Annotated in this window: 23 protein-coding genes; 9 read left to right on the top strand and 14 right to left on the bottom strand. The window is 49.7% G+C overall.

The features are described 5' to 3' along the window. Positions 1-390 precede the first annotated feature (390 nt). Positions 391-885 (bottom strand): cupin domain-containing protein, encoded by a 495-nt coding sequence (locus DIJ65_RS00165; protein ID WP_117299821.1) that lies wholly within the window; start codon positions 883-885, stop codon positions 391-393. Positions 886-957: 72 nt separating this feature from the next. Beyond that, a complete protein-coding gene (locus DIJ65_RS00160) occupies positions 958-1,608 on the bottom strand; it encodes a LytTR family DNA-binding domain-containing protein (protein ID WP_117299823.1) in 651 nt (216 codons plus the stop codon). A 170-nt stretch (positions 1,609-1,778) separates the two neighbouring features. Here DIJ65_RS00160 and aceA point away from each other — a divergent pair, with 170 nt between their 5' ends. The 3 genes from aceA to yhfH are packed head-to-tail and all read left to right on the top strand — an operon-like array spanning position 1,779 to position 4,820. Continuing rightward, the gene (gene aceA, locus DIJ65_RS00155) at positions 1,779-3,071 is read left to right on the top strand and encodes an isocitrate lyase (RefSeq protein ID WP_117299825.1); all 1,293 of its coding nucleotides are present in this window, start codon (positions 1,779-1,781) and stop codon (positions 3,069-3,071) included. 5 nt (positions 3,072-3,076) lie between these two features. Next, positions 3,077-4,669: a malate synthase A gene (aceB, locus tag DIJ65_RS00150; RefSeq protein WP_117299827.1), complete on the top strand. Its 1,593-nt coding sequence runs from the start codon at positions 3,077-3,079 to the stop codon at positions 4,667-4,669. A gap of 19 nt (positions 4,670-4,688) precedes the next feature. Continuing rightward, positions 4,689-4,820: a protein YhfH gene (gene yhfH, locus DIJ65_RS00145; protein ID WP_117299829.1), complete on the top strand. Its 132-nt coding sequence runs from the start codon at positions 4,689-4,691 to the stop codon at positions 4,818-4,820. Between the two features lie 562 nt (positions 4,821-5,382). On the opposite strand, the gene DIJ65_RS00140 is transcribed toward yhfH, so the two are convergent. The 7 genes from DIJ65_RS00140 to DIJ65_RS00110 form a co-directional block, all read right to left on the bottom strand. Further along, positions 5,383-6,486 carry an ABC transporter permease gene (locus DIJ65_RS00140; RefSeq protein WP_117299830.1) on the bottom strand — a complete coding sequence of 368 codons (1,104 nt, stop codon included), beginning with the start codon at positions 6,484-6,486 and terminating at the stop codon, positions 5,383-5,385. Continuing rightward, positions 6,483-7,748: an ABC transporter permease gene (locus tag DIJ65_RS00135; protein WP_117299832.1), complete on the bottom strand. Its 1,266-nt coding sequence runs from the start codon at positions 7,746-7,748 to the stop codon at positions 6,483-6,485. Before DIJ65_RS00135 ends, DIJ65_RS00140 begins: the two co-directional genes overlap by 4 nt. Before the next feature lie 11 nt (positions 7,749-7,759). Further along, positions 7,760-8,692, bottom strand: coding sequence for an ABC transporter ATP-binding protein (locus DIJ65_RS00130; protein ID WP_117299834.1), 933 nt, complete (start codon positions 8,690-8,692; stop codon positions 7,760-7,762). Positions 8,693-8,904: 212 nt separating this feature from the next. After that, the gene (locus tag DIJ65_RS00125; RefSeq protein WP_117299836.1) at positions 8,905-10,578 is read right to left on the bottom strand and encodes an acyl-CoA dehydrogenase family protein; all 1,674 of its coding nucleotides are present in this window, start codon (positions 10,576-10,578) and stop codon (positions 8,905-8,907) included. A 1-nt stretch (position 10,579) separates the two neighbouring features. Beyond that, positions 10,580-12,082 (bottom strand): class I adenylate-forming enzyme family protein, encoded by a 1,503-nt coding sequence (locus DIJ65_RS00120; RefSeq protein WP_117299837.1) that lies wholly within the window; start codon positions 12,080-12,082, stop codon positions 10,580-10,582. Next, complete coding sequence (locus DIJ65_RS00115; protein ID WP_117299839.1) at positions 12,079-12,462, bottom strand: MerR family transcriptional regulator; 384 nt, start codon at positions 12,460-12,462, stop codon at positions 12,079-12,081. Before DIJ65_RS00115 ends, DIJ65_RS00120 begins: the two co-directional genes overlap by 4 nt. Positions 12,463-12,674: 212 nt before the next feature. Further along, positions 12,675-12,965, bottom strand: a complete 291-nt coding sequence (locus tag DIJ65_RS00110) for a hypothetical protein (RefSeq protein WP_117299841.1) — start codon at positions 12,963-12,965, stop codon at positions 12,675-12,677. A gap of 104 nt (positions 12,966-13,069) precedes the next feature. Here DIJ65_RS00110 and DIJ65_RS00105 point away from each other — a divergent pair, with 104 nt between their 5' ends. Beyond that, complete coding sequence (locus tag DIJ65_RS00105; RefSeq protein WP_230321281.1) at positions 13,070-13,774, top strand: HAD family hydrolase; 705 nt, start codon at positions 13,070-13,072, stop codon at positions 13,772-13,774. A 53-nt stretch (positions 13,775-13,827) separates the two neighbouring features. Here DIJ65_RS00105 and DIJ65_RS00100 read toward each other — a convergent pair whose 3' ends face one another. Both DIJ65_RS00100 and DIJ65_RS00095 read right to left on the bottom strand, forming a co-directional pair. Next, positions 13,828-14,028 carry a hypothetical protein gene (locus DIJ65_RS00100; protein WP_142836451.1) on the bottom strand — a complete coding sequence of 67 codons (201 nt, stop codon included), beginning with the start codon at positions 14,026-14,028 and terminating at the stop codon, positions 13,828-13,830. Positions 14,029-14,050: 22 nt separating this feature from the next. Further along, positions 14,051-14,701 carry a pyroglutamyl-peptidase I gene (locus tag DIJ65_RS00095; protein ID WP_117299844.1) on the bottom strand — a complete coding sequence of 217 codons (651 nt, stop codon included), beginning with the start codon at positions 14,699-14,701 and terminating at the stop codon, positions 14,051-14,053. A 169-nt stretch (positions 14,702-14,870) separates the two neighbouring features. Here DIJ65_RS00095 and DIJ65_RS00090 point away from each other — a divergent pair, with 169 nt between their 5' ends. The 5 genes from DIJ65_RS00090 (at position 14,871) to DIJ65_RS16170 (ending at position 19,076) form a co-directional block, all read left to right on the top strand. Beyond that, positions 14,871-15,641, top strand: coding sequence for an ABC transporter substrate-binding protein (locus tag DIJ65_RS00090; protein ID WP_117299846.1), 771 nt, complete (start codon positions 14,871-14,873; stop codon positions 15,639-15,641). Between the two features lie 80 nt (positions 15,642-15,721). Then, positions 15,722-16,381 carry an amino acid ABC transporter permease gene (locus DIJ65_RS00085; protein WP_117299847.1) on the top strand — a complete coding sequence of 220 codons (660 nt, stop codon included), beginning with the start codon at positions 15,722-15,724 and terminating at the stop codon, positions 16,379-16,381. Further along, positions 16,374-17,096, top strand: a complete 723-nt coding sequence (locus DIJ65_RS00080; RefSeq protein WP_071152087.1) for an amino acid ABC transporter ATP-binding protein — start codon at positions 16,374-16,376, stop codon at positions 17,094-17,096. Before DIJ65_RS00085 ends, DIJ65_RS00080 begins: the two co-directional genes overlap by 8 nt. A 155-nt stretch (positions 17,097-17,251) precedes the next feature. Next, positions 17,252-18,136: a hypothetical protein gene (locus DIJ65_RS00075; protein ID WP_185959454.1), complete on the top strand. Its 885-nt coding sequence runs from the start codon at positions 17,252-17,254 to the stop codon at positions 18,134-18,136. A 766-nt stretch (positions 18,137-18,902) separates the two neighbouring features. After that, on the top strand, positions 18,903-19,076 hold the full coding sequence (locus DIJ65_RS16170; RefSeq protein WP_169816770.1) for a hypothetical protein: 174 nt from the start codon (positions 18,903-18,905) through the stop codon (positions 19,074-19,076). A 113-nt stretch (positions 19,077-19,189) separates the two neighbouring features. Here DIJ65_RS16170 and DIJ65_RS00070 read toward each other — a convergent pair whose 3' ends face one another. The 3 genes from DIJ65_RS00070 to DIJ65_RS00060 form a co-directional block, all read right to left on the bottom strand. Next, entirely contained in the window at positions 19,190-20,197 is a 1,008-nt protein-coding gene (locus DIJ65_RS00070; RefSeq protein ID WP_071152088.1) for an LLM class flavin-dependent oxidoreductase, read from the bottom strand. 143 nt (positions 20,198-20,340) lie between these two features. Beyond that, positions 20,341-21,135 (bottom strand): STAS domain-containing protein, encoded by a 795-nt coding sequence (locus DIJ65_RS00065; protein WP_117299848.1) that lies wholly within the window; start codon positions 21,133-21,135, stop codon positions 20,341-20,343. After that, the gene (locus tag DIJ65_RS00060) at positions 21,113-21,769 is read right to left on the bottom strand and encodes a cobalamin B12-binding domain-containing protein (protein ID WP_071152085.1); all 657 of its coding nucleotides are present in this window, start codon (positions 21,767-21,769) and stop codon (positions 21,113-21,115) included. The genes DIJ65_RS00065 and DIJ65_RS00060 overlap by 23 nt, the downstream gene beginning before the upstream one ends. Between the last annotated feature and the right edge of the window lie 11 nt (positions 21,770-21,780).

Raw genomic sequence — 21,780 nt, 5'->3', positions numbered from 1 at the left:
GCTGGGTGCTGGAGTCTGGACAATAGAAAAGCGCAAGCGCCCGGTTAGCTCTGACAGGCATAAGACAGAACAGCGAAGTGGTCCTGACCACGCAGCTGGGCTGGCTTATGACCCGAAGAGCTGGGTGCTGGAGTCTGGACAATAGAAAAGCGCAAGCGCCCGGTTAGCCCCGACAAGCAATAGATGGCTCAAAGATAATTTGAGCCATCTATTTGCGACGAAGCGCGCAGCGATGCAGGAGCAGCATTAAATGCTGTTAAACTATATGGCGTTCTTTGCGCCCGAAGCGACTCGAGGGGCTGGGTGCTGGACACGGAAACACTACATCCCTACATTCTTAAAACTAAAGAAAAATCCCCTGCTCACGGTTCATGTGAGCAGGGGATTTTTTCATGTCCATTCATCCACCAACGGCCCTTCATTGCCATAGACCGGATCAGTCTGCGGCAAAGGGGTGTTCTGGATGTCTTCCAATACATATGGCCGTTCATCTGCTTTTCCGGTTTTCTTATTCGGACTGACGCCGCCCGGATAAGCGCCGACAATCTGAAAATCATCACTGGCGGAAATCTTCTTATGCCCGGTTCCGGCTGGGAGCACCGCCACATCTCCAACATTGACTTCCAGTTCCTGCCCGTTTTCCCCGCCCAGCAAAATCACTGCCGACCCTGAACGGACGCCGAGCGCTTCGTGTGTATTGCTGTGGTAATGATGATAATCGAATACGCCGTTCGTCCAACTGTTGGTCCAGCCGTTGCTGTTGAATGTGTCTTCAATTCTATCCGGGTTGTTATGGAACACACCAGTATAAATGGCCACCCCGAGTGACGGATTGTTCGGTATGGTGCCGTCGTCTTCAAAATGCAGGAATTTCGCTTTTTCCATATTGTAATCACTCCCTGGCTTTTTATAGGACTTTACCCGTCCATCAGGAAGTTAATCAACGAAAGAAGCGCATCAGAATCCCAACCGCTCCCGGAGTGACCCGGCATAGTTCTGGCTGACCGGCAGCAGCGAGCCGTCTTTCATGGTCAAGACGTAATTGGAGGAAATGTCCCGGCCGATTTCTTCTATATAATTGATGTTTACGATAAACGACCGGTGGACCGGCAGAAAACTGTCGGGCAATTGATACCGCAGTTCCTTCAGGGTATGAATGGTGCAATACGCTTCCTCATCGGCGTAGAACCACGTTTTTTTCTGGTTGCTTTCTATATGGGAAACAAGGTCGATTGAAACCGGCCGCCAGTTGTCCTCCAGCTTGCCGGTCAGGAAACGGAGCAGCGGTTTTCGGGCCAAGATGTGGCTTGCCGGCAAAATAACCACCAATGCCGCAGCCTGGCCGGCAAGTTCCACCGGATAGCCGATGCCGTAATACGGAAAGCCCAGCGACGAATTTTCAACCAGCTTCTCAACTCTTCCCCCTCTTTTAAAGGTCAGTTCCGCCACACTGCCGGCCGGCACAGGGTCACCTTCCCGAATCCGCAGATCCAGCTCCCCCGCTTTGAAATAGATGTATGAATCGCCCACTGCCACAGCAATGGAAGCCTCTTTCGGAAGCCAGTCGCCAATGATGTGGCTGATTTGTTCAAGAAACTCTTTATTCATCCCTTCTGCCCCTTTCCGGTCGTTTGTCGGTGTATATGGCATTTCATCTTAGAATGAAACCGTTCATCCAATTTTCAGGACAAAGGGAATCATCTGTTATATATTAATATACAACAACACAATCTGTATTAATACAGTTAAAAAATTTTTTATTCGAAAGGGATGGTTGGATGGTCAGCAAGCAGCAGCAAATTGAGGAATTAAATAAGAGTTGGGAACAGGATAGCAGATGGAACGGCATTAAGCGCCCTTATTCGGCAGAGGATGTCGTCAAGCTCCGCGGCTCTGTACAAATTGAACATACATTGGCAAAGCGCGGTGCCGAACGTCTTTACCGCTCCATCCATGAAATGGATTTTGTGAATGCACTCGGAGCGTTGACCGGGAATCAGGCGGTCCAACAAGTCAAAGCGGGCCTTCAGGCAATTTACCTGAGCGGCTGGCAAGTAGCGGCAGACGCCAACTCGGCTGGCCAGATGTATCCGGATCAAAGCTTGTATCCGGTGGATTCCGTACCGAATGTCGTCAAGAAGATTAATCAGGCGCTGCAGCGTGCCGATCAGATCGACAATGTTGAAGGTACGGATGGCATCGACTGGTTCGCACCGATCGTCGCTGATGCTGAAGCTGGATTCGGCGGCCCGCTGAATGTTTTCGAATTGATGAAAGCGATGATCGAAGCTGGTGCAGCCGGCGTCCATTTCGAAGATCAACTGGCTTCAGAGAAAAAATGCGGCCATCTCGGCGGCAAAGTATTGCAGCCGACACAAAACGCCGTGCGCAACCTGGTATCCGCAAGACTTGCAGCTGATGTACTGGGCGTTCCGACTCTATTGATCGCCAGAACAGATGCGGATGCAGCGGATCTCATCACCAGTGACATCGATCCTGCAGACCACCGTTTCATCACCGGCGAACGCACACCGGAAGGTTTCTACCGCACGAATGCCGGCATCGACCAGGCCATTGCACGCGGCCTTGCTTATGCACCATACGCGGACTTGGTCTGGTGTGAAACTTCGCATCCAAACCTTGAAGAAGCGCAACAGTTCGCAGATGCGATCCATGCGGAATTCCCGGGCAAACTGCTCGCTTATAACTGCTCTCCTTCTTTCAACTGGAAAGCGAAACTGGACGAAGAAACGATTGCGAAGTATCAAGTTGAACTTGGCAAAATGGGCTACAAATTCCAATTCGTTACGTTGGCCGGATTCCATGCCCTCAACCACGGCATGTTCGAACTGGCACATGATTATAAAGACAACGGCATGGCCGCTTACTCGAAATTACAGCAGGCTGAATTTGCCAGCGAAGAAAAAGGCTATACGGCTACACGTCACCAACGCGAAGTCGGCACAGGCTACTTTGACGAGGTATCACAGATCATTTCCGGAGGCACGAGTTCCACTACCGCGATGAAAGGCTCCACTGAAGCTGAACAATTCCAATCGGTGAAAGGGTGAAGGAATTGATTACCAAAAGTGATATCAAGATTACTGCCGACATTACGCCGGACATGGAAAAGATTCTGACACCGGAAGCGCTTGAATTTGTCGAAAAGCTTCACAAAAACTTCGACCAGCGCCGCCGCGAACTGCTGGACCGGCGCCAGGTGCGCCAGAAGGAACTGAATGCCGGCAAAAAGCTCGATTTCCTGCCTGAAACAAAACACATCCGGGACGGCGACTGGACGGTCGCTCCCCTGCCGGAGGATATGAAAGACCGGCGTATCGAAATCACAGGTCCGACCAACCGCAAGATGCTAATCAACGCTTTGAACTCTGGAGCGAAAATGTTCATGGCGGATCTGGAAGATGCCACTGCGCCGAATTGGTTCAATGTCATCGACGGCCAGGTGAATTTGTACGATGCCGTTCGCCGTCAAATCGATTTTGAAGTTCCCGAAACCGGCAAAAAATATGCACTCAATGAAGAAACAGCCGTATTGATGGTACGGCCCCGCGGTTGGCATTTACCGGAGAAAAATATTGAAATTGCAGGCCGCGCCGCTTCCGGCAGCCTCGTCGATTTCGGATTGTATTTCTTCCATAATGCAAAAGAATTGATCGCCCGCGGTTCCGGCCCTTACTTCTATCTGCCGAAACTTGAAAGCCATCTTGAAGCGCGATTGTGGAATGATGTTTTCGTTTTTGCGCAGCAGGAACTGGATATTCCACACGGTTCCATCCGCGCCACAGTGCTGATCGAGACGATTCTCGCAGCATTTGAAATGGATGAAATCCTGTATGAACTGCGTGACCATTCCGCCGGCCTTAACTGCGGCCGCTGGGATTACATCTTCTCCGTCATCAAACGGATGCGCAACAATCCGGATTATATTTTCCCGGACCGCTCCCAGGTGACGATGACCGTTCCGTTTATGCGCGCTTATACATTACTGTGCATCAAAACCTGCCACCGCAGAGGCGCACCGGCAATGGGCGGCATGGCAGCCCAGATTCCCGTTAAAGGCGATGAAGAAGCCAACCGAACCGCTTTTGCGAAAGTAGCGGAAGACAAGCGCCGCGAAGTGACGGATGGCCACGATGGCACATGGGTCGCCCATCCGGGAATGGTGGCGACGGCAATGGAGCAATTCAATGAACATATGCCGGCGCCGAACCAGATTGACAGACAGCGCGAAGATGTGAATGTTACCGCTGAAGAGCTGGTGGAAGTCCCTCACGGCACGATTACCGAAGAGGGCCTCCGCTCCAACATCTCTGTCGGCATCCAGTACATTGCGTCCTGGCTTTCCGGCAACGGCGCCGCTCCCATCAACAACCTGATGGAAGACGCCGCAACCGCCGAAATCTCCCGCTCCCAGGTATGGCAGTGGATCCGCCATCCAAAAGGAATTCTTGAAGATGGCCGTAAGATCAACGTCAGCCTGTTCCATGATTTTTTGGACGAGGAGACCGCTAAAATCAAGCAAGCCGTCGGTGAAGAAGTTTATGTTTCCGGTAACTATGCCGCTGCCCGTGAATTATTTGCCAAACTGACATTGGAAAGTGATTTTGCTGAGTTTCTGACACTGCCGGGGTATGACAAACTAAACTAATTTATTGGAGGAGATCATTATGAAAAACATGCAGACAACTTACGGTACACGTTCTAAGAAAGAATGCCGCGAATGTGGAGCAGAAATCCAGGAGCAGCGTGAGTCGATCGTCTACGAATGCGAACGCTGCATGGGGCACGGTGAAGAATAGAATTTAGTAGGAAGGCGGTCCGCTGTGTGCGGATCGTCTTTTTTATGGGGAAAATTGGTTCCGGACAGTATTTTTCTTCTCCGGACAGTATTTTTGATTTGCGGACAGTATTTTTAGTCTGCGGACAGTATTTCAGCTGTTCCGGACAGTATATCCAAATATTTGGGAATTATCCAGGAAACTATTTTACAACATTATGCAAATAAAATCCGGAAAATGAATCAGAAAGTATTTGACCCATTTTGGAAAGTATTTTGGGTAATTTGGAAAGTATTCGAGCCAATTTAGAAAGTATTTAAGCCAAAACGGAAAGTATCGCCAAATAATGGAATTATAATTTTATTGTTGTTGGATATTTCTTTTAAAGTTCAACCAAAAACAGATATATCTGCGAAAAATAACTTCTAATATTCTCTGTCAACACGCATTAGACATTGTTGTGGCGCATATGTAAAGTATTTTATTCGCAGCGGATAGTAAATCCATAAAACGGAAAACCATTTAATGATGCATACATGAAAAAAACCGAAGATAAACTCATCTCCGGCACCTTCTCTATTTCTCATGAAGCACTGCGCCATTCCAGCAGCCGGATGCCGATCACCATGCAAATGGCTCCAAACCCGATCAGGACAGCCAGCTGCAGGAGAATTGCTTCCACCCCTTCGCCATACACGGCGACCGTTGTTAATGCTTCGATTCCATAAGTGATTGGAAGAACTTTGGCGATGGCGAGCAGGATTTCATTGCTTACCAGTTCAATCGGCCAAAACGCTCCGCCCACCATTGCCATGCCGGTTGCGATAATCGGAATTACCGCTCCGAGCTGCTGCGGTTTTGTGACCAGCGAGATAATCAGCAATCCGAGGGCGACAATGGAAAACGTATAACAGGCAGCAATGGCAATCAGCAGCCAGAAATGGTCGCCGAGATCGAATCCGAAAGCAAAACGGAACAACAGGAATATCAGTGTAATTTGAGAAAAGCCCACCAGAAAACTGTAGCCCAGATGGCCGAGGTAGATTTGCCATTTTCTCACCGGTGATATGATCATCCGGCTCCAAGTGCCGGTCCGTTTTTCATCGACAATGCGCACCAGGCTGAACATGATGGTGTAGATGACAAAAAACAAAGTCATCCCGAACAACAGCTGCAGCTCACCATTGTACTGGAAGCTGTCTTCTTCCCCTTGCCGGGAGGTGACAGTAAGCGTCAATGGCGGATTGTCCCTTGACGACTCCACCTGTTCCCGAATTCCCGGCACTGCCTGCTCCGCCCTTTGCAGACTCAGTTCTTCCGAATAGGTACGCCGCAGGTATGAATCGAGGACGAACCGGTTGGGGTCTTCCCGTCCGACCAGCAAACGGTAGTCCGTCGTTAGCAGTTTGACAGCGTGCCCCACATTCCCATCCGCCACAAGGGTCCGTGCCCGCGATTCCGGCATGAGCTCGAATGCAAACCGGTCATCGTCATTCAGCCGCTCGAGCCAGTCATTTGCCTCCCTTTCCGTCAGCGATTGATCCGCATATAAAGGCACTGCCTGCGGTCCCCCCTGGTTGCCGGCTGCAGACACTGAAACAAATATCACCGTCAGGCCGAACATGGTCACAACCAGCAGCGGCTTTCTGTAAAACCTGCGCCATTGCAATAGGAACACAGCTTTCATAGAACTTCCCCCTTTTTCGGGAACACCGCGAGTGCAACGAGCAGGAACAGCAACGCCGTAATGCCGATCCGCGTAAGCGGTCCCGCCAAATTGCCTGCTTCCGGCTCCAACAGCCAGGAGAAATAAGCAGACATCGCTGCACCGTTCGGCGTCCAGTTTCCGATAGTCTGCAGAATTTCGGGTGTGCCGCCCATCGGCATGAAGCTGCCGCCGAGAAATGCCATGAGGGCAATCACTCCCCCAGAGAAAATTGAGGGAACAGCGTCACTCTGTAAACGCAACGTCAAGGAAGTCATCAATGCCGCAAGACAGCCGACCGCCGCCGCCAGCACAACGGAAATGATGGCAACTCCGAACCAAAACGACCAGGAATCCGCTGAAAACGTGCGGAAAATCAACGACGATAAATCGAATAACAGAATCAGCTGCACCAGCACTATTAATGAGGCAGCAAGCGCTTTGCTGCCCAAATACAACAGCGGTGGGCGATCGGATAACAGTATGCGGTCAAAAACCATTTGCTTTTGTTCGAGGTTCGCCTGTGATGCGATCGTCGAACCGACGAACAAAACGAACATGACGGCCATTCCGATTGTGTAATATTGGAACGAGCTGATCGGTGGACGGGCCGTTATCGTTTCAACCCCTCCGGCCACCTCTGCCCCGGTGACGGTTTCGCCTCCTGCCAGCCGGGAAATCGCCGCTTCAAAATTCACAGTCCCCACAAATTCCTCCAATATCGAATTGAGGACTTCCGCCTGAGGGGAGGTTAAATCGGCAGCAAGCATCTGAAGCTCAGTTCCGTCGCCGGAACCGAACAGCATATTCCGCAAAGCTGCTTCCGTAAAGCCATCCGGAATGGTGATGACGGCATCGACCGTCTCTTCTTCCAACCCCTCTGCTGCTTGGGCCTGCTCCATGTTTTGCAGTGGAATCAGTCCATCCAGATTTTCGCTTTCAAGAAGTGAAACCAGCATCGTTTGCGGGCTGATGGCTGCGGCCGCCTGCTTCAGCGCTTCCGCATCCGCCTGTGGAATCCCCATTGCATCAATTTCATTTTGTATTGCTTCCACCGCTTGTGCTTCATCGTCCAGGGTGACGAAGGCCACATCCATTTCCAGCGCTTCCAAATCCCCCGAGAAAATCCCCCGCAGCGAAAAGCCAAGAATTGCAATGAGCAAAAATGGCATAGCGAGAAGCACCAGCAATTCCGAACGGTCACGAAGCAGCAACATAATGTCTTTCACCAGAAATGCGCCCATCTTTTCCCTCCTCAGTCCCGCAACTTCCGGCCGGTCAACCGGAGAAATACATCCTCAAGCGTCGGCGTCTGGACGTTGACGTTAATGATCTGTGCTCCGTATCGCTCGGCTTCATGGAATAATGTTCCGAGCACCCGTGCACCTTTTGGAATGATCAGCTTCAGGCTGTGTTCATCCGTGACTGCATGCTGGATGCCTTCGATTTGCCCGAGCTTTTCAAACAGCTTGGGATAACTCTTGTCGAATTCAATCCACACCGTTTCTTCTTCCGAAAGAATGCCTTTGAGTTCTTCCTTCGTTCCAGAGGCAATCACTTTCCCGTGGTCCATAATATAGACACGGTCACAAAGCTTCTCCACTTCCTCCATGTAATGGCTCGTATACAGCACCGTCATGCCCTGCTCCCTGTTCAATTTACGGATCGTTTCGAGCAGGTGATTGCGCGATTGCGGATCTATGCCGACAGTAGGCTCATCCATGATCAGAACTTCGGGCTCATGCATCATGGCCGCCGCCAGATTGACGCGCCGCTGCATCCCGCCCGAGTAATTTTTGACGAGTTCTTTTTGGCGGTCGGACAACCCGACAAGCTCCAGCACATATTGGATTTGTCCCTCCAGTTTTTTACCGGTTAAACCGTAAATGCGACCGAAGAACTTCAGGTTTTCATAAGCGCTCAACTCTTCATAGAGGGCGATTTTTTGCGGCACTACAACAAGTATAGCGCGCATTGCGCCATTGTTTTTCAGGACGCTTTTGCCGTGGAGACGGACGTCGCCGGAAGTCGGTTTCATAAGGGTTGAAATCATGGCGATTGCGGTCGACTTTCCGGCGCCATTCGGTCCGAGCAGGCCCACTGATTCACCCTGCCGGAGGCTGATCGTCACATTGTCCACAGCTACCGTATCTTTGAATTTTTTGGTCAGCTTATCGGTATCGAGCATGCGGGTCTCTCTCCTCCCTAAATCCTCTATCGAGTCTATCCTACTGCAAAAATCCTGCTGTCGCCATGCAAACTATTAGAATATTCACTTTATTTTTAAAAATTTTGCCGATTTGTTTCCAATTACTGAAGGATGAGCCGGATAGACAATAGCAGCTCCAAATTCATACAAAAAAGGACCACCTGCAATTTGCATTGCAGATGGTCCTTTGGCTATTCGCCCATAACTTCAGAAAAATAATTCACAGTCTTCATCGCACCGCCGACTTCGCGTGTGTTCCAGGTCATTTCCGTGAATATTTCAGCAAGCGGCACATAAATCCCGGCATGCTTTTCCGCCCATTCCAGCGCAATCATGTTTTCATATAACCACGCCATTTTCTGCATCAATCCTTTTGCTTCAAACGTCTGCAGATCAGTGTCAAAATCGGCAAAAGCAGTCAATTCAACTTGCAAAACCTTCAGCTTCCCACGAACCACTTCCACTTCCACAGTCGCGGCCAACCCATCCAAACGGCTGTTAACATGGCGGATAAACACTTCATGGGCACTGAATTTATTGACCAGACGGATCAATTCTAGGCCAAGGATATTGGCTGTTCCTTCCCACACCGTCAGCACCTGGGCATCACGGAGCAGACGCGGCGTCACGAAATCTTCGATATACCCGTTGCCGCCGTGCATCTCAATCGCCTCGTGCGAGAAATGGATGGCCTGTTCAGCCGACTCTTTTTTGAGAATCGCGATCAGCAGGCGGTTCAAAACCTGCTCATCAGCAGTAGCTTCTCCCTCCGTCACTCGATCGTAAAGCGAAATGAGATCAAAAATCGCGACCGTCTCAAATTCCTGCTTGGCGCGCAGCTTCATCAAATTGTCCTGGACCATCGGGAACTCCGTCAGCTTCCGCCCGAATGCATTGCGGCGTTCAGCATACTCCGCCGCCTCGTCCAGCGCGCGTTTCATGATGCCGACGGACGCCACCGCATTGCAGATCCGGGACAGGTTCAGCGCTTCCATCATATACTTCAGCCCTTGCGACGGATCCCCGACCACATAAGCTTGTGCGCCGTCAAACTCCACTTCTCCGGAAGGCACTGCACGGACGCCGAGTTTGTCTTTCAGCCGGCGAATTTTTATGCCATTCAATTTACTGTCAACACGCCAGGGTACGGCGAATAAAGTCAGGCCCCTAGAACCTTCCGCAGCCCCTTCGATTCTTGCCAGCACCATGGCCACTCCCGCCATGCCGGCATTCGACGCAAAATATTTCTCGCCGTATAAGCGGTAGTCCGCTCCTTCTTTGACCGCCTTCACTTCATTGGCTCCGACATCAGAACCCCCTTGCCGCTCCGTCAGAAACGTTGCGCCCTCAAAAAGTTCGAAGTTGCCTGTTGCACAGACATGCGGCAAAAAACGCGACTTGACTTCTTCATCTGCAAATTTGTCCAACAAGTAAGCTGTTGCCATTGTCAAAGTCACCGGACAATAAAATCCCGGTTCAGATTGCGACAGCAGATAGCCCTGTGCAAAACTGTAAACATAATTGCCTTTTCGCCCGAGTTCCGGAATATCCTTATGCACATAGCCAACAATGCCGGTCGCGTAGGTTTCTTCCACTGTCTTCTTATAGCCTTCATTGACCCAGACATGTGAAATATCTTCCCCAAGACGGTCATACTTTTCCAGACGCGGTGCGCCTTCGCGATCGGTGTGACGGGCGCGCTCATCGATTTCATTGGCCGCCAATCCGCCAAATGAAGATAATTCCCTGTCTGCATATTGCAGGAAATCAGCCGGCAGGGATTGTGCAAGAATCTTTTTCAGCGTTTCATCCCTGTCATAAAAATTGCGCTCACCCTCCGGTGCCTGCCCTTTCAGAACGACCATCTCATACACCTCTTTCCCGCAGCGGCTGTTTCAATATCTTGCCGGAAGCGTTCCGCGGCAGCGCCTCCACCTGTTCAATCAATCTCGGAATCTTGAAGCTTGCCAATTGTTCCGACACCAACGATTTTATTTCCTGTTCAGTAAGTTTCCGGGAAGCTGCAAAATAGGCTTTGACCGTTTCGCCCCATTCGGCGTGCGGAACACCAATGACGGCCGTCTCATGAATATCGGGATGGCTCAGAATTACCTCTTCAATTTCCTTCGGATATATATTGACACCGCCGGAAATGATCAGATCTTTCTTGCGGTCGATGATCCAAATAAAACCGTCTTCATCGAACTTCGCCAAGTCGCCCGTCTTCAGCCAGTCTCCACTAAAAGTCGCTTTTGTCGCTTCTTCATTTTTATAATAACCGAGCATATTGCCTTCTCCGCGAAGTAGAATTTCACCGACTTCACCCGGCTCAACATCATCCCCGGTATCATTCACAATCCGCAGTTCCGCGTGCAAAGCCGCCCGCTTCCCAATGCTTCCCGCCTTTTCGGTATGTTCCGGACCCGTCATCAATGTCCCGCTCGGACCGGCTTCCGTCAATCCATATACACACACGAGATTATCAGTACGGAAAGCCTGTTGAACAAATTTCACTTCACCTGCCGATAATGGTGCGCTGCCATAAATCCACCATTTCATCGATGACAGATCCCGGCCAGCGATTTCCGGATGCTTGGCTGTCATCAGATACGCAACGGGCGCACCGAAAAAGTGCGTTGTCCGTTCCTTTTCGACTGTATCCAGCAATAAATCCGGCGTGAATGTCGGCACCAGCACATGTTTGGCACCAACAATCATTCCAGCCGCCAGGAAAAGATGCAGCGGCGCAGAATGACTGAGAGGCATCATATGCAAAAGCCGGCTTTCCGGTTTCATTTCCATCTCGACACAAATCATCTGTGCAACGGTCAATACATTACGGTGACTGAACAATACACCTTTAGGCTGTCCCGTAGTTCCCGATGTATAAAGGATTGTCGATGGTTCGTCTTCTTTGGCATCTGAAGAAATCTTTTCTGGAGAATCACTCTCTGCAAATTTACTGAAGCTCTCCCACCCTTCAGCCGCTTCACCTGTTTTAATCAGTAAAAGCCCATTCGGTTGTATCCCCTTTACGGCTTCAAACAACAGTTCATGTGCAATCAAAGCTTTGGCGTCCGAATGGTCAAGGATATATTCGACTTCTTTTTTGGAGAGCTTGGCATTAATCGGCACAATTACTGCGTTCAGGCGCTGGACCGCAAAATATGCCAGTACGAATTCCGGCACATTCGGCATAAACAGTACCACTTTATCCCCTTCAGAAATTCCCCTTTGCCGCAGCGAGTACGCTATATTATTTACTGCTTTGTCCATATCATCGAAGGTCAGTCGTTGCCCCATACCAACCAACGCTTCCGATTTCGGATATTTCCTGGCGTTTCTCTCCAATAATCCCGAAATATTCATTTTCCCATCCCCTTCAACTTTTCTAGCTTTACCGAAAATTCATCAAGCAGAGATTCCATCTCTTGTTTCATCGTTTCCAACTCTTCGATTCTCTCTTCCATTACCCCTATTTGTTTTCTGCCATATTCGATTGTCCGCTCCATTTGCTTTTCCCCCGTGCGATCCACATCAAATAACAGCACCATCTCTTTGATTTCGTCCAGCGTAAAGCCATATTTCTTGCCCCTGTCGATCAGCTTCAGTTTTGCGATTTCGGCATTGGAATAAATCCGCTGCCTGTTTTTCAACCGCTCCGGCTTCAGCATACCAAGCTCTTCATAATAGCGAATGGTTCGTGTTGTCATGCCAAACTCTTCCGCGGCTTCCCGAATTGTTTTCATCTCCCGCCTCCCTGTCAGACTTTTTCGATAGTTCCAGTTTATCATTGACGTTAACGTTAAGTGCAAGCACTTTTTTTGGCCTTTGAATTATGAGCCGGTTTATTTTTTGAAATTCCCAATTATTTTTTCAGCCACATTTTTAGTTGCGCTGACCACCATTTTTAAATCCATCCACAAAAAAACCGGGCATCACCTGCCCGGCCGGTAAACCATTAATGTTGTTTGGATGCTTTGATGCGGTACCGCGAGTCTTCTTCCAGCTTGTTGAAAACTTCGATGTAGCGGGTTCCTTTGCTGCTTTCTTCTGCCGGCGCTTCCTCGCCGAGCACCTCTTTCAACGGTTCTTCGTGCGGTTCGATAACGCGCGAGTCGAAATCGTCCATCAATCCCTGGAGTTCCGAATAGCCTTCGATTCCTTTATCTTTGCGCACCTTTTCAAAAAGGCGCTGTGATTCTTCATCGGTTAACTCCACATACCCTACTGTAATACGCTGCTTCTGCATCTCTTTTCCTCCTGTCTCTGAATGATTGCTTTCTTTTCCTATACCCTGCCCAGGAAATCCCATAAACATCTGCCGTGAACTGGAAGGCGCTGGCAGTTTCCGTTATGATGAAGAAAATAGATCTTAATGAAATCGGAGTGATGAGAGTGCGAGTAGCAATATTTGATTTTGATGGAACCCTGTATTCGAAAGAAACTTTTCAATTGATGATGTCTCATCTGAAGAACCACCCCGAACACAATCTGCGCTATCGCCGATTTTACCGCGCAATCATGCCTCCTTATATTGGCCATAAATTAAAACTCTATCCGGAAGCAAAAATGCGAGCGCGTTCCGTACAAGCCTATCTCCTGGCACTCGAAACTTTCAGCCGGGAAGAACTGGAACAGTTTTTCGCGGAAATCGCTGACAAAATGCACGATGATATGAACAGCCGGGTTGTGGAAAGATTACGCCAGCATGTGGTCGATAACGATTATGTCATGCTTGTATCCGGCGCCTTCATGCCTCTGCTCCATGCAGTAACAGAAAAATTGCCGATCGAGAAAATCATCGGAACGGAAATACATTATAAGAATGGTATCCTGGACCACCGGACGCCGGTAACGCACATCCAGGGTTCATTAAAAACGGAAAAGATCCAGGAAGCACTGAATGGCCAGCAGATCGATTGGTCGAACAGTTTTGCGTACGGCGACAGTTTTTCCGACCTGCCGGTGCTCGAACTCGTCGGCCATCCCGTTGCCGTCCATCCCGAACCACGCCTCCGGACAATTGCCGAGAAACGTGAATGGGAAATCATCCAGTAAAAAAACAGAGGATCCACAGGCTGAATGCCTCCTGGATCCTCTGTTTTTTTGGTTCAATCACCTGTTCCGATTCTCCGGTTTCTTTTCCCTCCATAAACTGCAAGCCCCAGCAGCATAATGCTTAGAGAGATAAATACTATCCCCAGCGTGATCTGACCTGTATGGTATTTCTCGTATGCGTAAAACACCATTGTTATCGAACTGATGAACAGCCCTGCCAGTATAAGGGGATGTATGGTGCCTCTTTTCAACATATCCCTCCTCCGAAAAACATTCTTACATTGCTGAACTCACATTCTCAGTATCCGGCTTTGCCGCTTCTTCCGAAACCAGAACCTCCAAACAAATCCGCACACCTTTTACCAGGTCCCGATGCGGCCAGCTTGGCACATTGCCGTGCTCGATTGCCAGCTCATGGGACGCCGGCATATGAAGAAAGCCGGCAGGCATGTCTTTTTTATGTATGTGTGCGTAATGGAGCGCTTCGTACATAACGTTATTGCATAAATATGCACCGGCTGAATTGGAAACAGCGGCCGGCAAACCTTCTTCCATCAGGCGGCTGACCATTTTTCGGATTGGCAAGGTCGACAGATATCCTGCCGCCCCCTCCAGTTGCACCATTTCATCAACCGGCTGATTGCCTTCGTTATCAGCCGGGCCGTCCTTGAAGTTGATGGCCATCCGTTCAGGGGTCAATTTGAAACGACCCGCTGCAAGGCCCAATGAAACAACTGCCTCCGGCTCTATCTCCTCCATCAGATCGATAATCATTCCGCCCGCTTTTGCAAAGTCGACCGGCAAAATTCTGCCGATCACCTGATACTCCCCTATCATAGCGTTGTTCAATTCTTCCACTACATTCATCGTTGGATTCAATGTAAAATCCAAAAACGGTTCAAAGCCCGTCAACAGCAATTTCTTCATTGCCCAGCCTCCCCTCTGCTCTTAATGATACAGCATCTTTCCGTAAAATGCAGAATAATCTAAATACATAATTATTCACAAAATAGTATATTTACTCTTTACAATGAATAATATACCCCTTATTATACAACGTAACGAATAAAAATACTTTTTACTGGAGGAATCATTTATGAAAAAGAAATCATTGTTCATCGGTTTATTGGCATCATCGGCTTTGCTGTTGGGTGCCTGCAGCGACGACACGGCAGCGGATACTGAAGAAAAGAAAGTGCTTGAAATGGGGACCTCAGCCGAATTCCCTCCATTTGAATCCATCAATGCTGAAGGGGAATTCGTCGGTTTTGACATCGACCTTGCCAATTACATAGCGGATGAACTCGGCTACGAACTGGAAATTACAGATATGAAATTCGACGGGCTGATTGGGGCATTGCAAAACGATCGCGTCGACATCGTTATTGCCGGAATGTCGGCAACGGATTCACGCCGCGAGAATGTGGATTTCTCCACAGAGTATAATCATTCGGGCGAAATGTTCGTCACACCAGCCGGATCTGATATCAAAAGCCTTGAAGACCTCGAAGGCGCGACAGTCGGCGTTCAGCTCGGCACCATACAGGAAGAAGGCGCGAACAAAATCCTTGAAGAAGAAAACGTTAATTTCGAATTGAAAGCGTTGGATGATTCCGGTGCTTTGATCCAGGAAATCCTCTCCGGCCGCATCGAAGCCGCATACATGGACAAGGAAGTGGCGCTCGGTTACCTGGAACAACAGGATCTGGAAGCTTTTGACGATCCCACAACGAACTCGCCCGGCATGGCTGTAGCCTTCCCGAAAGGCAGTGACTTAGTGGACGAAATCAATGAAGTGCTGGCAGAAGCTGAAGAAAGCGGCTTCCTGAAAGAATTGCAGGACAAATGGCTGAGCGAAGAAAAATAACATACCCCCGAATCAGAGGAAGCCATTCCTATGGTTCTTCCTTTATAACAAATCTTTAACCGGAAATGAGCTGGCCATTTATGAATCTCGACTTCTCACAAATTGTTCCCTACATTCCATTTATGCTGAAAGGCATCTGGACAACCATCCAGTTTGTCATCGTCTCCATTATCGTGGGTTCCATTCTGGGTACTGTGCTTGCCCTGTTCAAAATCGGCACCGTCAAGCCCCTCCGCTGGTTTGCTGATGCCTATACATCAATTTTCCGAGGAACTCCCCTGATCCTGCAGTTGATGATCATCTACTATTCCGTCCCTCAATTGACGGGCTACGATATTGAGGCATTTACGTCTGCAGTCCTTGCTTTCGGCCTGAATTCATCCGCCTACATATCTGAAATCATCCGCGCCGGCATCCAGGCGGTCGACAAGGGCCAGATGGAAGCGGCCCAGGCGCTCGGCATCCCATACCGCGCAATGATGAAGGACATCATCCTGCCGCAGGCTTTGAAAAATATACTGCCGGCGTTGATGAATGAATTCATCACCCTGACCAAGGAATCGGCCATCGTGTCGACCATCGGCTACCTCGACCTCATGCGCCGCGCACAGGTGGTCGGTTCGGACCTGTTCCGGAATTTTGAACCCCTCCTGTTTGTTGGATTCATCTACTGGTGCATGGTCATGGTTCTCACTGTCATCGGAAGAATGATTGAACGGAGGCTGAAGTTAAGTGATTAACGTACAGAATCTTTATAAGAAATTCGGCTCGAACCTGGTGCTCAATGACATTTCCGCCACCATAAAATCAGGCGAAGTCGTGTCGATTATCGGCCCATCCGGTTCCGGAAAATCTACGTTACTGCGCTGCCTGAATCTATTGGAGCAGCCGACTTCCGGAACGGTTCTCATCAATGGCGTCGACCTCAGCGCCAAAGGGGCGAATATTGACAGGAGCCGCCAGCAAATCGGCATGGTGTTCCAGCATTTCCACCTGTTTCCGCATTTGACAGTGCTCCAAAACCTGACGTATGCACCAATCAAAGTGAAAGGCCTGAAACGAGCCGAAGCCAACGAACAGGCGAAAGGGCTGCTGGCGAAAGTCGGTTTGTCCGATAAAGCGGCAGCCTATCCTTCCAGCCTGTCGGGCGGCCAGAAACAGCGGGTCGCCATCGCCCGTGCACTTGCGATGGAGCCGGAACTGCTGCTGTTCGACGAACCGACATCTGCCCTCGACCCCGAAATGGTCAAGGAAGTGCTCGATGTCATGAAAGACCTGGCAAAATCCGGCATGACAATGGTGGTCGTCACCCATGAAATGGGCTTTGCCCGTGAAGTCGCCGACCGCGTGATTTTCCTCGACCACGGCACTCTCGTCGAAGAAGGATCGCCTGCTGATTTTTTTGACAATCCAAAAACAGAACGGGCACGCGACTTTTTAGAGAAAGTTTTGTGAAGCCACCTGCAGGACAAGAACCAGCGGATATTTTCTTCCGCTGGTTTTTTGATTGCGCAAACGTTCATCTGTTGCTCAAAACTGACCTCCGCACAGCAATCTTTGCCGTGATATAATTACGTCAATGCGTTTAAATGAAATACGAGGTGGAAATTTTGTTCAGAAAAATGATGATCCTATTATTCGTTCTTTTTTTCATGACACTCATCATCTTTACAGCAGTGATGTTCCTGACGAACGAAGAGACGATATATGACGAAGACGGCGTGACCATGACCATCAAGAAACCGACATTCCTGACCCTTGGCGAACCCGAGACCACACAACAGGCTACAGATGAAACAACGGTCCGAGAGATGACGTTTGTGGGGTTCGATGTCGGCACTTATACGCTGACCGAACGCACATTGGAAAACGGTGTGACCATCATTTTCGATGAATTGCATAATACCGGTTGGGTGCCGCTGGCCATCTCACTGATCCATAAAGGACTCGAAGATCCGGAAACAAAATCCTGGAACCCGCGTCCCGTGATAAACGAAGGGGATGACGTGTTCGGCGAAGATCCGACAAGCAATCCATTCGGCACCATCAAATCGGACGGCACTCATTTCCTGCAGGGCAATTTATACGTGTCACGGATCATTCCGCAGGCAAATGGCGGCAAGGCCCATGAGCTCCGCACGGAAAATCCGAACTTTGAGATTGAAGAAGGAATGCTTGAAAAAAGCTTCTGGCTTCCGCCGAAACATTATCTTCATACCTGGCTGATGATTGCCGATGAACCATTTTTTGAAAGCGAAGAAACAGAAGACAAGTGGATTGATTTTGCTCTTGATAACCGCTACCAGCAGCTGAACTGGCTGACACCGGCTGGCCCGCTCGTCAAACTGCCGATCAACGATGACCCGCGCACCCAGCTGGCATACGGCTATATCGAAGAGCGTACGGCAGACCCCGCTTCCCAGGAATGGAACGAAACATCGCCAGCCCTGTATTTCGAAACGATGCTGCTGAATGCTGAAGCATCAAAAAATTGAGGAAATAAAATTTCTAACCGATATTGCGCAAAACAGCTTCGAAGGCATTATCCGACGCCTGCGAGGGTAATGCCTTTGCGACGAAGTGCGTAGCACTGCAGGAGCACGATTCTTTATGTGTGCTCCTGCATCGCTGCGCTAGCTTCGTCGCAAAGAGCCGGCCTTGCAGGCTACGGTCAACTCTTGGCTTGCGCTGAGCTAACTCGGTCTCGTTGCACTTCGCCCGAGTGGATCTTGCACTTCGTCGGCATTCGCCTGCTCCCCAAGGCGTCTTCGCTGTTTTACTCCATATCTTTAAACATTTTCTATATAAGATATTCATTTTAGCTTGTTTATACTATATAAGTAGATACTTTATGCCGGAACTTAATCAGAATGAAGTAACAGACGGTGAAGGGCAAAGATGTGCTCCTGCATCGCTCCGCTGCTTCGTCGCAAAGCCTTGTCCTCGCAAGCTTCGGACAATGTCTTTCCTGCGGGAACCAGAGCGAGTCCTGAGACCCCGCAAGAGCGTCAGCGATGAGGAGGCTCAGGCCGCTCCCCGCGGAAAGCATCCGTCTAAAACGGAATGATTATAAAAATTGATGGTTTCTCGACAGCCTGAAACCCCTGCTGATTCTCTTCAGCAGGGGTTTTTTTTGGTTCAGGCGTCCATTTTTCAAGACATTCTGCTTTTAAAAAAAACTGAAAAATCAGTATAATCAAGGTAACGGGATACTCTTCTTCGGCTGGTGCTGCATCTTAATTCAGGAGGAGGCTGATAGTTATGGAACGCAAATTTTCTGATTTGAGGGAACTGGAACGCCAATTGGACGAGGACTTTTATGCTGCGATGGATATGATCGGTGAAGGGGCTCCGGATTACTCACCTTTCAACGAAGAAGATGACGCCCCTGCTGAACAGAAACGCGAAGTGGACAAAACGAAAGACCTTCAATAATCGAAGCGATACCCACGTGAAAGTCCTATATTTTCATTCGGCAAAATTTTCCCAATGAAAAACCCCGCAATTTTTTGCGGGGTTTTTGCACGTTATCGGAAGGCAATTCCAGCCTAGTCCATCATATCCGCTACAATTTCATAGGAGCGCAGGCGGTCTTCGTGATGGAAAATCTGGGAATTGACGATGATTTCGTCAGCTCTTGTTTTATTGATGAACGCAGTGAGCTTTTCACGCACAACATCCGGCGTCCCGACAATAGTCGATTCGGAATCCATTTTTTCACGGTAAATCGCGATTTCACGCGGTGTCCACACTTCTTCGATATCATCAATCGGCGCACGGAACGTTGTCGGTTCCCCGCGCATCAGGCTGAACATCTGCTGCTGCTGGGAAGTGGCAAGCCATTCCGCGCGTTCCTGAGTATCGGCGGCGATAATATTGACGCCGAGCATGGCGTACGGTTTATCCAGTGCTTTCGACGGTTTGAAGTTCTGGTGATACAGCTGCAGCGCCTGCATCATATAATCCGGTGCAAAATGGCTGGCGAATGAAAACGGCAGCCCTTTCTGTGCAGCAAGCTGGGCGCTGAAACCACTGGAACCGAGCAGCCAGAGGGGGATTTTCAAATCAGTACCCGGATAGGCCCTAACACGGCCGGCTGGATTCGGCGAAAAATAATTCTCCAACTCCGCCACAAGCTGCGGAAATTCATCTCCGGTACTGCCAAGTGTCCGCCGCAAGGCATAAGCTGTTCCCTGATCGCTTCCCGGTGCACGCCCCAGACCAAGATCGATGCGTCCCGGATAGATGGTTTCAAGAGTCCCGAATTGCTCCGCTATTACCAGCGGTGCGTGATTCGGCAGCATGACCCCGCCGGAACCGACCCGGATCGACTCCGTATGGCCGGCAATATGGCCGATCAAAACAGAAGTCGCCGAACTGCCGATGCCCGGCATATTGTGGTGCTCTGCCAGCCAGAAACGGTTAAAGCCCAATTTCTCGACGTACTGGGCAAGATTGACGCTATTTTTAAATGCCTGTGCTGTTTCACTGCCCTCGTTGATTGGTGCCAGATCGAGCACAGCCAGAGGTATATGATTGAATTTCTTTATCGGCATAATACATTTCACTCCTTCTCCCCACAATTGTAGCGAATTCGGTAAAAACAGGCATCTTTCCAGCTCACGAAAACGTAAGATGCTGCTGAAAAGCTTTTCTGAAAAAGTAAAAACCGGCGCTTCGGCACCGGTTCGATCCACGCTTATTTTGTTTTTCCTGCAGGATTGGATTCGTCCGTCAGGCGCCGCCCGGATAAGACTTTTGCGAGCGAGGCTTCGAAACGCATCTCCATTGTGGCTTTCAGGGCGTGCAGCCCTTTGGCATGCTCCGGCTTGACGCCTGTAATGATATTGTCGATTCCCATAATTTTAAACGTCTGCAGCAGGGAACGCAGGTAATCCATGCCTTCCGGACTGATCTTATCCATTGCCGTCAGGTCAAGGAGGACCGTTTCCGCTTTCTTTTCGTATACATCATTCAAAATATGGTCCCGTATCGTCTCGATTTTTGCAGAATCCAAATCACCGAAAAGCGGGATCAATAGATGTCCACCGCCCAGATCAATGGTCGGCGCTGATAATTCACTGACCCGCTGCAGCAGTTTATCTGTCCGTTCCTTTTCAAGCAGAAGATCATAATTCGTGTCATTCAAGCGGCTTCGCATGCTGGCCAGCTGGCCAGCAACTTTCGAAACGTTATCATCTTTCGGCACAGCAATGAGGTTCAGCATAAAATCGCTGTCCTGGTTGCAATGGAGGTCACAAAGCATCGTATTGCCATCGCGCCTTTTAAAATTCAGTTCCACCGGACCCGAAAACCGGGAACCCTGAAGAAATTTTTTGGCTTTGGCCTCACTGCCTTCATCAAGAAGCTCCAGAAATGACCCGGCTTTGCCAAAAATCGCATTGGCAGCTTCCGAAGACTCCACAACCTCCAGCTTTCTATTCAATTGATAAGCCGGCAGCGGCCAGCTCTCAAATGGAGATTTCGAAGTCATTGTCCGTTTCCTTTCCGGTTTGCAGCCAGTTTTTTAATTGCGGCAAGTCTTTCACCACCAAAGTGCCTTCCGTCCGGAGCTTCGTAATATCCGCAGTCGCGACTGCCCGCCCGCCGATGATGACGGTCGGGTGAAAATCGAGTTTCCGGAAAGCTTCCGAATACATTTTCAAAGCCGGCAGACGATATGCAAGGGCTGCTGACATCGCCACCACATCCGGTTTCCAGCGCTGCGCAGATTCGAGTGCCGCATCCAGCGGAAGGTTGGGCCCCATATATTGCACCTGCCAGCCATGATCTTTAAACAGGGAAGTCACCATTTTCAGGCCGATATAATGGTCTTCGCCTTCCGGTCCAAGCACCATGACTTTACGCGATTCGCCTTGTTTCGGCTTGCGTTTTAATTCTGCAGCAGAAACGACAAAATCACATACCGCCGTCGCCAAATGCTCGTCCGCTACGGAAATGATGTTTTCCTGCCACCAATCGCCGATCAGGTACATCGCCGGCGTCACTAAGTCGTGATACAGCTCATCGTGCGAATGGTTTTCCAAATATCCGAGGACAGCTTCCATCGCCCGTTCATCTTCACCAGCCAAAAACATTTCAGCCAGTTCTCTTGGTTGTATCGTCATGCCAGCCTCCT

Source organism: Planococcus salinarum (assembly GCF_007004625.1).
In the GTDB taxonomy this organism is placed as follows: domain Bacteria; phylum Bacillota; class Bacilli; order Bacillales_A; family Planococcaceae; genus Planococcus; species Planococcus salinarum.
Note: the sequence above shows the minus strand (reverse complement) of the source record. Positions and strands in the feature narration are given on the sequence as shown.

Excerpts from the sequence above, each read along its gene's own strand:
- DIJ65_RS00060 (WP_071152085.1), bottom strand. The coding sequence starts at position 21,769 with ATGACGATACAACCAAGAGAACTGGCTGAAATGTTTTTGGCTGGTGAA.
- DIJ65_RS00090 (WP_117299846.1), top strand. The coding sequence starts at position 14,871 with ATGAAAAAGAAATCATTGTTCATCGGTTTATTGGCATCATCGGCTTTG.
- aceA (WP_117299825.1), top strand. The coding sequence starts at position 1,779 with ATGGTCAGCAAGCAGCAGCAAATTGAGGAATTAAATAAGAGTTGGGAA.
- DIJ65_RS00110 (WP_117299841.1), bottom strand. The coding sequence starts at position 12,965 with ATGCAGAAGCAGCGTATTACAGTAGGGTATGTGGAGTTAACCGATGAA.
- DIJ65_RS16170 (WP_169816770.1), top strand. The coding sequence starts at position 18,903 with ATGGAACGCAAATTTTCTGATTTGAGGGAACTGGAACGCCAATTGGAC.
- DIJ65_RS00100 (WP_142836451.1), bottom strand. The coding sequence starts at position 14,028 with ATGTTGAAAAGAGGCACCATACATCCCCTTATACTGGCAGGGCTGTTC.
- DIJ65_RS00160 (WP_117299823.1), bottom strand. The coding sequence starts at position 1,608 with ATGAATAAAGAGTTTCTTGAACAAATCAGCCACATCATTGGCGACTGG.
- DIJ65_RS00130 (WP_117299834.1), bottom strand. The coding sequence starts at position 8,692 with ATGCTCGATACCGATAAGCTGACCAAAAAATTCAAAGATACGGTAGCT.
- DIJ65_RS00105 (WP_230321281.1), top strand. The coding sequence starts at position 13,070 with ATGATGAAGAAAATAGATCTTAATGAAATCGGAGTGATGAGAGTGCGA.
- DIJ65_RS00095 (WP_117299844.1), bottom strand. The coding sequence starts at position 14,701 with ATGAAGAAATTGCTGTTGACGGGCTTTGAACCGTTTTTGGATTTTACA.
- DIJ65_RS00135 (WP_117299832.1), bottom strand. The coding sequence starts at position 7,748 with ATGGGCGCATTTCTGGTGAAAGACATTATGTTGCTGCTTCGTGACCGT.
- yhfH (WP_117299829.1), top strand. The coding sequence starts at position 4,689 with ATGAAAAACATGCAGACAACTTACGGTACACGTTCTAAGAAAGAATGC.
- DIJ65_RS00140 (WP_117299830.1), bottom strand. The coding sequence starts at position 6,486 with ATGAAAGCTGTGTTCCTATTGCAATGGCGCAGGTTTTACAGAAAGCCG.
- DIJ65_RS00085 (WP_117299847.1), top strand. The coding sequence starts at position 15,722 with ATGAATCTCGACTTCTCACAAATTGTTCCCTACATTCCATTTATGCTG.
- DIJ65_RS00120 (WP_117299837.1), bottom strand. The coding sequence starts at position 12,082 with ATGAATATTTCGGGATTATTGGAGAGAAACGCCAGGAAATATCCGAAA.
- DIJ65_RS00065 (WP_117299848.1), bottom strand. The coding sequence starts at position 21,135 with ATGACTTCGAAATCTCCATTTGAGAGCTGGCCGCTGCCGGCTTATCAA.
- DIJ65_RS00165 (WP_117299821.1), bottom strand. The coding sequence starts at position 885 with ATGGAAAAAGCGAAATTCCTGCATTTTGAAGACGACGGCACCATACCG.
- DIJ65_RS00070 (WP_071152088.1), bottom strand. The coding sequence starts at position 20,197 with ATGCCGATAAAGAAATTCAATCATATACCTCTGGCTGTGCTCGATCTG.
- DIJ65_RS00125 (WP_117299836.1), bottom strand. The coding sequence starts at position 10,578 with ATGGTCGTTCTGAAAGGGCAGGCACCGGAGGGTGAGCGCAATTTTTAT.
- DIJ65_RS00115 (WP_117299839.1), bottom strand. The coding sequence starts at position 12,462 with ATGAAAACAATTCGGGAAGCCGCGGAAGAGTTTGGCATGACAACACGA.